Source organism: Streptomyces sp. NPDC006733 (assembly GCF_040636125.1).
GTDB lineage: Bacteria > Actinomycetota > Actinomycetes > Streptomycetales > Streptomycetaceae > Actinacidiphila.
Genome location: NZ_JBEYJD010000106.1, coordinates 1 through 9,521, shown reverse-complemented (window position 1 = coordinate 9,521; position 9,521 = coordinate 1). Strand labels below are relative to the sequence as shown.

Genomic DNA, 9,521 nt, shown 5'->3' with positions numbered 1-9,521 from the left:
CGGGCGCCCCGGCCGCCCCGCCCCCCACAGCCCCGGCCGCGGCGGCGGGGGGGGGGGGGGGGGGGGGGGGGCCCGCCGCGCGGGGGGGGGGCCCGCCCCCCCCCACGGCGCGGCCCGCTCCGACCCCCGGCTCGTCCGGCTGGACCGCACCGCGACCTGGTCCCGCTCGGCCGCTGTGGCGTCAGCACCTCGACCCCGACCGGCCGGTGCCGTGCGCCCGTTGCGCTACCCGGACGCTGCGGACCTGACCCGGCCGCTGCGGAATCGGACCACGACGGCGGCCAGGGACGAGCAGAGGGATCCTGGGCATCGGTTGGGCGCAGGGAGCATCTGTGGCTGCGCGTGGCGAGGTCACTTGGAGGCGAGGTGTCCCAGCGGGTGGTCGACGGTGAGGGTCGCTCGGGCGGTGTTCCAGTCGGTGTGGTCGATGCCGGTGATGTGGCGGAGGTAGGCGAGGGTGACCTGCTGGACGAGGGCGACCCGGTCGGGGTTCTCGTCGGTGGTCTCCGCTGCCTGGTAGCCGGAGATGCCGCCGAGGAAGTGCTCGCCGCCGCGGACGGTCAGCAGGCTCTTGTTGCCGCGGCTGAGGGTGTAGGGGTCGGTCGTCCAGGCCGGGCCCCGGGTGGACAGCGGGAGGTCGTCTTTGTCTCCGGCGACGACGAGTCCGGGGGCGGTGATGTCGGAGAAGCCCTGCTCGCGCAGCCAGGGAAGGTGGTCGTGGGCGAAGGGGGTCAGTTCGGCGCCGCCCTTGCCGGCGGTGGCCAGTTGGAGGCTGGCCATGACCCGGTCATCGGACAGGTCCTCGGCTGCGCCGCTCTGCGGGTCCGTGACGCGCAGGCCCACCAGGATGCCGGCGGTCTGCCCGCCGAAGGAGTGCCCGGCGGCGACGACGCGGCGGGGGTCCATGCGGCCCCGCAGGCCCGGCACGCCGGCCTCCACGGTGGTGAGCTCGTCGAGGATGCGCCACATGTCCTGCACGCGGTGGCGCCAAATCTGGGGCCGGCGAGGGTCGTCCGCGGCGAGAGCAAGCCGCTGGGAGTCCAGATGGGTGGCCTGGATGACGACACAGCCGCCCGCGGCCCAGTGATCGACCAGCGGGGCGTAGCCGTCCAGGTGGGAGCCGAAGCCGTGGGCGAAGAGCACCACCGGCAGGCGGGCGCCGGTGAGGGGGGCGGTGACGCGGAGGTGCAGGTCCTGCCCGCGCTGCGGTGCGCTCAGCACCAGGGGTTTGACGGAAACCGTCGCCGTGGGGGCGGGGCCGGTGAGGCCGGTGGTGTGGTGCGTGCTCATGCGGGGGTCTGCCTTTCGGGTGGTTGTGGGCCGGAGGGTGCGTTTGGCGTCGCGGTGGTCGAGCCTGTGCTGGCCCCGCTCGTTGAGTGGGGCGTGGCCGGTGAAGGTGCGGGTGACGCCCGGCCTCGCCGCACGTGCCGCGGAAGTCGACGCCGCCGCGACCACAGTGCTCGCCGGCTTTGGGCGGGTGCCGGTTCACCTGCCCCCGGCTGCTGATCGTGGTGACGGTCGCCTCGCCGCTCCACCGCAGGAGGGGCGCGGCGGCGATCCGATGTCCGGGCGTGCTCTTCGACGCCGATCACGCGCCGGGGCGGTGCCGTGTCCTGACGCATGGGTTGTCCGTCCGTTCATCGTTCACCCTCTCCCGAACAGGTATGTAGCGGGATCTATCGCCCGCGAGTGGGCTCATGAGCTACCGTAAAAGTTGACGTTGACGTCAAAGGCAAGTGCGTGTGAGGCAGAACATGCTCGAAGGGGCGGCCATGCGGATCGGGGAACTCGCCCGACGGACCGGGGTCACGACCCGGGCGCTGCGGTACTACGAGGAACAGAACCTGCTCAGTGCCGAGCGCAGCGGCAGCGGCCAGCGCCACTACGCGGAATCCGCCGTCGACCGGATCCTGCTCATCCGCCAGCTGTACGCGGCCGGGCTGAGCAGCAAGGCCATTGCCGAGCTGACGCCCTGCGTCATCGACGGCCGGGCCACCCCGGAACTCCTGGAGCGCCTGGCCGCGGAACGCGACCGCCTCGACCGGCACATTACGGATCTCGCCCACACCCGGGACCGGCTCGACGCCGTCGTCGACGGCGCCGCAGCCAACCTGCACGCCGGTGCCGCGTGTCCGCGCGTTGCGAACGCCTAGACCTGCACCAACCCCGCTACCTACGGCACATCGCCGCCCGCACCGGCAACTCGTTGACCACGCCCCAATCGAAGCGGCCTGCCGCATCGTCGACCTGGAGTACCAACGCGACGCAGCCCAGCGCCGGAATGCCGCATCCCGGCACGCCGCAGGCATCGGACCTGCACCCTGCGGCTCTGTGCTGATGCCCGGCAGGTCAGGCCGCGAGGTGCGCTGGAGACGGGATGTGTCCTGGCGCTCCGTGCCGCCCCTGCGGCACCGTGAGGCGCGGTGCCGTCCGCGCACGCGGACACCGAGGGAAGGGGGCGGCCGCGCCCCGGGCGCTCGCGCTTAGGCTGGACCGATGGCTGCATCGTCGTCGTCCGACGCCGCAGGCCGGTGGTCGCCGGGCGGCTGGTTCGTGGTGCGCGCGAGTCGGCGCACGCTCGTGGAATCGGTGTACTTGCTGACGGCGCCGCTCACTGCGGTGCTTGGCCTGCTGCTGGCCGCCGGCGCCCTGTGCCTGGGCACGCTGGGTCTGCTGGGCTCGAGTACGTCCCCGGCCCGGACCGGCGCGGCGGAACTGGCGCGCCGGGCCGCCGACGTGGAGCGGTGGCGGATCGCCCGGGTGCGGGCGGGGGCCGGGAAGGTGCCGGGCGCGCGGCGGCGACCGGGCCCGGTGCCCGCCGCGGCGGACCCGGGGTTGTGGCTGGACGTGGCCCATACGGTGCTGGTCCTGCCCGTCGTCGTGGTCACCGCGGCGCTCACGGCGCTGTGGTGGTTCGTCGGCCTGGCCGCCGTCACCTGCCCGCTGCGCCGGCCGTACCCGCCATCCGGGCCGCTGCGGCCGATGAGCCTGTCCGTGGGCGGTGCCGACTCCCATATCGCCGTGCGGCTGGGGCTGACGTCACCGGGCGATCGGGTCGCCTTCGGGGTCGTGATCGGCCTGCTGGTGCTGGCCACCGTGCCGCTGGTGACGCGCGCGTGCGTCGCGGTGCAGGCCGGGGTGGCCACGGCCCTGCTGTCGGACGGGTCGGCCCTGCACCGCCGGATCGGTGGACTGGAACACGAGCGGGACACCGCCCGCGCCCAGACCCTGGCGGCGGTGACGGCCGAGGCGCTGGCCCTGCGGCGCCTGGAACGCGACATCCACGACGGCCCGCAGCAGCGTCTGGTCCGTCTGGCGCTGGAGTTGGGCCGCGTACAGCACCACTTCGACCGCCGGCCGGACACCGCCCGGGAGGCGCTGGCCGACGCGATCGTCCAGGCGCAGGAGACGCTGGAGGAGCTGCGGGCCCTGTCGCGCGGCATCGCCCCGCCGATCCTGGTGGACCGCGGCCTGCGCGTGGCGCTGTCCGCCCTGGCCGCGCGCGGTGTCGTGCCCACCGACCTCGACCTGGGCCCGCTGGAGCGACGGCTGGAGCCCGCCGTGGAGACGGCCGCGTATTTCGTGGTCGCCGAGGCCCTGACGAACGTGGCCAAACACAGCCGCGCCCAGCGGTGCACCATCGGCCTGCGGTGCGGCGCGGGAACGCTGCGGGTCTGGGTGCGGGACGACGGCGTGGGCGGTGCGGCGGTGGCCAAGGGGCACGGCCTGCGGGGCCTGGACGATAGGCTGCACGCGGCCGGGGGCCACTTGCGGATCACCAGTCCGGACGGCGGCCCGACGACGATCACCGGAGAACTGCCATGGCACTGACGCCGGCCCGGACCGCGCCGGAGACCGCCGCGGCACCGCAGGATCCCGCGCCCCGCCGCCCGCTGCGGATCGTCGTGGCCGAGGACGCCGTGCTGCTGCGCGAAGGCCTGCTCCGTCTGCTGACCGACGACGGCCACCAGGTGGTGGCCGCCGTCGGCGACGGTCCGAGCCTGGTCCGGGCGGTGCTCACCCACCGCCCGGACATCGCGGTCGTCGACGTCCGGATGCCGCCGACCCACACCGACGAGGGCCTGCGCGCGGCGATCGGCGTCCGCGCCCAGCTCCCCGGCACGCCCGTCCTGGTGCTCAGCCAGTACGTGGAGGTGTCCTACGCCGCCGAGTTGCTCGCGGACGGGTCCGGCGCGGTCGGCTACCTGCTGAAGGATCGCGTCGCCCGGGTCGAGGAATTCCTCGACGCGCTGGACCGGGTCGCACGGGGGGCGACGGTCCTCGACCCCCAGGTCGTCGCCGAGCTCGTGGCCGGGCAGCGCCGCCGTACGCCCCTGGAGGCCTTGACCCCCCGTGAGCGGCAGCTCTTGGCCCTCATGGCCGAGGGCCATTCCAATACGGCCCTCGCCCGGCACCTGGCACTGTCCGGCAGCGGCGTGGAGAAGCACATCGGCAACGTCTTCGCCAAGCTCGGCCTGCCGCCGGACGACACCCAGCACCGCCGGGTCCTCGCCGTCCTCGCCTACCTGGGCTTGTGACCCGGCCGATCGGCTGCCGGACCCGTCACAAGCCGCCCTGGTAGAAGCCCAGGAGCGCCGGCGCCGGGTCGGCGGCGGTGCCCAGATTGGCCACCGCGATGACGATCATGGTCAGTGCTCCCAGGGCCGCGAGGACCCCGAACGACCGCATCGTGCGCCGTGTTCGCCGCGCCGATCGGCCCGCCGCGGCGAACTTCCGCCACGACAGCACGCTCAGGCCGACCAGGGCGACGGCCACGAGGGAGGCCAGCACGGCCAGCACCGCGTGGTACCGGCCGAAATCGTCAACCATCACCTGGAGGGCGACCGCGTTCTGGCCGTTGGTGTTCGGGTAGTGGGCCAGCCCCTGCTGGATCTGCCCGACCGCCCCGGCGAGGGGGCCACGGGGCGCACCCAGCGGGAGCAGCGAGGCCGTCGAGGAGAAGGGGGCGATCGCCCCCTGGATGTTCGCCAGCAACGCCGCCAGCGCCAGCAGGGCCAGCCCGCTGACGAGGCCGGCGGCCCAGGCCCGGCCCGTGCCCGCGGCTCCGGGACCGCGCGGTTGCAAGAACGCCTTCCAGAGTCGGACGGCGAGAGCGATGAGCACGCCCAGCAGTGCCGCGGCCAGGAACCCCTTGATGACGTGGAAGCGGCACCAGTAGTCGACCACCCGCTGCAGATCCGGGGGGAATCCCCGCGCTCCGGACCGCCAGTACGCGACGAACGCCGGCTCCAGCGCGTGGACGAGCTGGTGCCGTTCCGCCAGGCCGCCGCCCGATCCGATCGCCGCCAGTCTGCTCGGGGCCAGGACGAAGGCGGCGCCGAGCGTCCCGGCGGCGGCGGCGAGCACTGCCAGCGTCCGGCCGGGTATCCCGGCAGAGGGCGGCGGGGGGTGATGGGTGTGCATGGAGGATCCTTCGACTCGATGGAGTGGGCGGGCGCGCCCGCCGTGCGTGGGGGCGGCCCCACCGAGCACGATGCCGCTCCCTCGGTCATCCGGTCACTGCGGCGTGCCATCCGGCTGGGGTGTGGCAGGCCCTACCTTCCGGGACCGGCGATCAGCAGGAGGGTCCCCTTGCTTTCTGCCTGCCCGAGCGGCATGCCGCGCGTGCCGCTCACCTGCGATCAGGACCGTCACGAGTACGCGCTGCCGGTGATCGCCGGCCGGTGCGGTGATCGGCGCCGGACGGCTTTCGACCGGTCTGACGGCGTCGAGGGCGAGGACCCCGGGCGCGGGGGGCAGGCCTGCCCAGGGAATGTCCGGAGCAGCCGAGTCGCCCGCGGTGGGGCTTTCGCGCATTGGGTGGCGCATACCGGGAGATGCGGGGTAGGTGCTGGCCATGTGGGCAGAGCAGATCCTCGTCGAGGGTGAGACGACCAGTGAGGGGCAGGGCCCTGCGCGGTCGCTGCTCGCGGATCGCTACCGGCTGGATGCGGTGATCGGCCTTGGCGGGATGGGGCAGGTGTGGCGGGGCTGGGACGAGCTGCTGGAGCGTGCGGTCGCCGTCAAGGTCGTGCACGACCTGGGGCGGGAGGCGGAGGCCGCCGAGCGGTTTGCGTTGGAGGCCCGCACCGCAGCGCAGCTGAATGATCCGCATGTGGTGGGGGTGTACGACTTCGGTACCGACCGGGACCGCTTCTTCCTGGTGATGGAGCTGATCGAGGGCTGTTCGCTGGCCCAGGAACTGCAGCGCACCACGATGCTGGAGCCGGCCCGGGCGGTGGCGCTGTGCGCCCAGGTCGCCGCGGGGCTGGCCGTGGCGCACCAGCACGGCGTGGTGCACCGTGACATCAAGCCCGGCAACCTGCTGCTCGAGCAGGGCGGGCGGGTCGCCATCGCCGACTTCGGTATCGCCCGCTTCACCCAGGACACCACCACCGCCGGCGCGCTGACCGCGGACGGACACGTCATGGGTACGGTGGCCTACCTCGCCCCCGAACGTGCCCTGGGCCGCCCGGCCACCCCCGCCGCGGACCTCTACGCCCTGGGGTGCGCCCTTTATCAGCTCCTGACCGGCACTGTGCCCTTCGCCGCCGATCTGGCGCCCGCGATCTTGTACCAGCACGTGCACGCCGACCCCGTGCCCCCGCAGGAACGGCGCCCGGAGATACCGGCATCCCTGTCCCAGTACGTCCTGCGGCTGCTGGCCAAGGACCCCGCAGAACGCCCCACCGCGGCCCAGGCCATGGTTTGGTTGCGCCAATGGACCCCCGATGCCGACGGTCCTCGCACTGCTGGGCCCGGTGCCACCGCCGCGCCACGGCGCGCGCCGGTCACGGCGGCGGCGACCAGGAGTGCACCGGTGGCAGTCCGCCCCCGGGCCAGGACGCGACGCGTCCTGGTGGCCGGCGCAGCCTTGGTGGTGCTGGGCGGCGCGGCCGCCGGCGGGATTCTTGCCGCGTCGGCAGGAGCCGACGCTCCTGATCCTCTTCCCGCCTCCCCGCGCCCGGTCGCGGCTGCGTCCCACCCGACCGCTACACCTGCACATCCTGCGTCCGGTGCGCCCCGATCGTCACCGGTTGCTTCCAGCCGTCCGTCCTTGCTGCCCTCCGCCTCCGCAGCAACGCCGCCGGTCACCATCACGGCCCCTGCCGTCGATCCACCCGCAACCGTGCCTGATCACAACAAGAAGTCCAAGGAATCCAAGAAGCCGAAGGAACCCAAGAAGCCCAAGAAGCCCAAGGCATAAGGACTGCGGCCGGAGGCCGGGAGCGTGCCGTATCGATGCCGCCCGGTCCCTCGTAGTCGCTCTCTTGACCGGTGTGTCGGAGCTGAGCGGGGCAGCCGCAGGCGCCGTCGCCTCAGGTTGCGCCGCCGAGGCGGGCCGGGAGGATGCGGAGCGATCACGGCGGCGGGGACGGCAAGGGCGTCGCGGGATCGGGCGACCCGACGACGCCGGCACACGAAGGTCTACGCAGCAACGGCCCCGGAGCATCCCGGTGGGCGTGAGTGACCGGCTCCCTCACGACGTGCTCCCCAGGGGCGGACCCGAAGGCGCTGCATCAAGTGGCGTGACGCGGGGGCGGGGCGGGTTCACTGGAGGTGTGCGTCCATGGGTGACGCTCCCCGCCCCGCCCCCACATGCTGTGCCTACCCCGTGCGCGGCCTGGTGACCCCGTTTTGGGGGAGACAGTCCTGGTCAGCGCCGTAGACCGGTCATGCGAAAGGACCCAACGGGTGTTCATCGGGTCCTTCCGGGGTGCGGTGAGCGGGGTGCTGGCGGCTACCAGCGATACCAGCGGCCTCGGCCGGCCTCACCACCCTCGCCCGCGAGATCGCCGTCGGCACCTTCGACACCACCCAGATCCCCCGCGCTGCCCCGACGTCCGGCGCATGACACCAGGCCGGCGAACAACATGGACGGTGCGCCGCCACCGGTAGCGGAAATGCTGCCTGCGGTGGGATCCGCGGGTGAGGACGGGCGTGCGTGCAGCTCCCCCGGGGCAGTCGGGGAGTGGGACACATACCAATTGAGGGTGGAAACAATGACGGATCGTCGAGATGCAGGCGATCCCTCCGCGGATGCGCCGCCCCGAAGCGCGCCGTCGGTGCACCAGACGGCCCAGTACGACGGCAATTCCGGCGACCTGGGAGCCGCCCGCCAGCTGACGGCTGAGTTTCTGGCCCGGTTGGCCAAGGAGCTGTTCGTCATCGTCACCGAGCGGTTCCACGGCGACGTCCTGCTCGTGGTCTCCGAGCTGCTCACCAACGCCGTCCGCTACGCCCACGGGCCGCCCCGGGTGGAGCTGCGGGGAAGCGCGCAGAGCGTGGTGGTGACGGTATGGGACTCCAGCGACGCCCTGCCGATCATGTTCCCTCCGGATCCGGCGCGGATCGGCGGTCACGGCCTGGAGATCGTGCACCGGCTGTGCGCGCAGGTGACCGCGGAGCGGGTCGCGGCCGGCAAGCGCGTGCAGGCGGTTCTGCGCCTGTCGTGACCTTCGCGGGTCTGTCCGGGGCACCGGATGTGCAGGGCAGGGCCTGTGCTGCGGCCGGTCGGCGGGGCCCTGGGGTGAGCGGGCAGGGAAGGACGCCCGTCGGCTGAGGATCCCGGCAGGGCCGTCGCTCCCGACTTTTCGACGGACCACTGGCCAGCCCATGCCGCGACGCCGTCGGCCGCTCCGTGGTCACCCACCGCTGCTTGTGGTGGTGCTCCCCGATACCGCCGCCTGACCTGACACCGCATCATCCGAGCCCCCGTGCACGCTGTTCAGCCGGCGGGGAGCGGAGCTCGCTCCCCCCGCGCGACACCCACCGGAGCCCTCATGCTCTTTGGTCTTCCGCCCCGCCGCACGATCACCCATGCCTGGGCGACCACTCTGCTCATCCTGCCCGCCACCGGACTCGCCGGCTGCTCCCTGATCCGTTCGTCAGGCAAGAACTGCGACGGAGCCGAGCCGCGGCTGACGGAATTGGCCGCCCTCACGATCCTCAACAGCCGCCCACCCCACACCACGCCGTTCACGGAGTACGCCAGCGTCACCACCGATTGCAATGACGGCAGCGGCGGTGACGCCTGGCTCAGCGCCTACCGGCTGTATTCCTTCCCCGGACCCCCAACGGACCTGTTCGCCGACTACCGTCAGGTCGCGGCAGCCGACCACTGGACCGAGCAGCAGGACACGTCGCCCCTGGCTGCGCCCCCCCGAGGTGGAAGGCATCTGCTTCACCCGAGGCGGCGACGGTGACGTGGTTCTGCTGACGGTCGACTTCCGCACCGACGCCCTCTGGCCCACCCCCGTCGACTTCGGGACGAGAACCGGGTACAAGATATCCGCCGAGTCCGCGATGGATGGCGCGAAAACCGCCTGCTGGAATGAGGCCGCCCGGCCTCGGGGGCGCGCCCCCCACGCCCGCTGGCGCCCGAGCGCAGCGGGCGCTCACCGCGCGGTGAGCACCCGTGGGCCGCCGGTCAGCCGATGATGGCGACCGGGGCGTCCCAGGCGTTGCGGTCGACGGTGAGGGTGTAGCCGCCGCGGGTCTCCTTGCTGTTGGCCTGGTAC

General features: G+C 73.2%; 8 protein-coding genes and 1 pseudogene. 6 read left to right on the top strand and 3 right to left on the bottom strand.

Annotated features, from left to right (window positions below; all coding sequences use genetic code 11):
* Positions 1–351 precede the first annotated feature (351 nt).
* Positions 352–1,290: a chlorophyllase gene (locus tag ABZ721_RS40565; protein WP_358793862.1), complete on the bottom strand. Its 939-nt coding sequence runs from the start codon at positions 1,288–1,290 to the stop codon at positions 352–354.
* A gap of 482 nt (positions 1,291–1,772) precedes the next feature.
* On the opposite strand from ABZ721_RS40565, the gene ABZ721_RS40560 reads away from it, so the two are divergent.
* From ABZ721_RS40560 to ABZ721_RS40550, 3 genes are all read left to right on the top strand, one after another.
* Positions 1,773–2,153, top strand: coding sequence for a MerR family transcriptional regulator (locus ABZ721_RS40560; RefSeq protein ID WP_358793864.1), 381 nt, complete (start codon positions 1,773–1,775; stop codon positions 2,151–2,153).
* Positions 2,154–2,496: 343 nt separating this feature from the next.
* The gene (locus ABZ721_RS40555) at positions 2,497–3,831 is read left to right on the top strand and encodes a histidine kinase (protein ID WP_358793861.1); all 1,335 of its coding nucleotides are present in this window, start codon (positions 2,497–2,499) and stop codon (positions 3,829–3,831) included.
* Between the two features lie 62 nt (positions 3,832–3,893).
* Positions 3,894–4,538, top strand: coding sequence for a response regulator transcription factor (locus tag ABZ721_RS40550; protein WP_358793863.1), 645 nt, complete (start codon positions 3,894–3,896; stop codon positions 4,536–4,538).
* Positions 4,539–4,563: 25 nt separating this feature from the next.
* On the opposite strand, the gene ABZ721_RS40545 is transcribed toward ABZ721_RS40550, so the two are convergent.
* Positions 4,564–5,424 (bottom strand): hypothetical protein, encoded by an 861-nt coding sequence (locus tag ABZ721_RS40545; RefSeq protein WP_358793860.1) that lies wholly within the window; start codon positions 5,422–5,424, stop codon positions 4,564–4,566.
* Between the two features lie 433 nt (positions 5,425–5,857).
* On the opposite strand from ABZ721_RS40545, the gene ABZ721_RS40540 reads away from it, so the two are divergent.
* From ABZ721_RS40540 to ABZ721_RS40530, 3 genes are all read left to right on the top strand, one after another.
* Positions 5,858–7,207, top strand: coding sequence for a protein kinase (locus ABZ721_RS40540; RefSeq protein WP_358793859.1), 1,350 nt, complete (start codon positions 5,858–5,860; stop codon positions 7,205–7,207).
* 859 nt (positions 7,208–8,066) lie between these two features.
* Complete coding sequence (locus ABZ721_RS40535; protein WP_358793858.1) at positions 8,067–8,456, top strand: ATP-binding protein; 390 nt, start codon at positions 8,067–8,069, stop codon at positions 8,454–8,456.
* Between the two features lie 327 nt (positions 8,457–8,783).
* The gene (locus ABZ721_RS40530; protein WP_358793857.1) at positions 8,784–9,206 is read left to right on the top strand and encodes a hypothetical protein; all 423 of its coding nucleotides are present in this window, start codon (positions 8,784–8,786) and stop codon (positions 9,204–9,206) included.
* Positions 9,207–9,430: 224 nt separating this feature from the next.
* On the opposite strand, the pseudogene ABZ721_RS40525 reads toward ABZ721_RS40530, so the two are convergent.
* A pseudogene (locus ABZ721_RS40525) lies at positions 9,431–9,521 on the bottom strand (peptidoglycan-binding protein); the annotation flags it as partial.

What these genes read in the sequence shown, in the direction of transcription:
- ABZ721_RS40565 (WP_358793862.1), bottom strand. Translation starts at nt 1,290, where the DNA reads ATGAGCACGCACCACACCACCGGCCTCACCGGCCCCGCCCCCACGGCG.
- ABZ721_RS40560 (WP_358793864.1), top strand. Translation starts at nt 1,773, where the DNA reads ATGCGGATCGGGGAACTCGCCCGACGGACCGGGGTCACGACCCGGGCG.
- ABZ721_RS40555 (WP_358793861.1), top strand. Translation starts at nt 2,497, where the DNA reads ATGGCTGCATCGTCGTCGTCCGACGCCGCAGGCCGGTGGTCGCCGGGC.
- ABZ721_RS40545 (WP_358793860.1), bottom strand. Translation starts at nt 5,424, where the DNA reads ATGCACACCCATCACCCCCCGCCGCCCTCTGCCGGGATACCCGGCCGG.
- ABZ721_RS40540 (WP_358793859.1), top strand. Translation starts at nt 5,858, where the DNA reads ATGTGGGCAGAGCAGATCCTCGTCGAGGGTGAGACGACCAGTGAGGGG.
- ABZ721_RS40530 (WP_358793857.1), top strand. Translation starts at nt 8,784, where the DNA reads ATGCTCTTTGGTCTTCCGCCCCGCCGCACGATCACCCATGCCTGGGCG.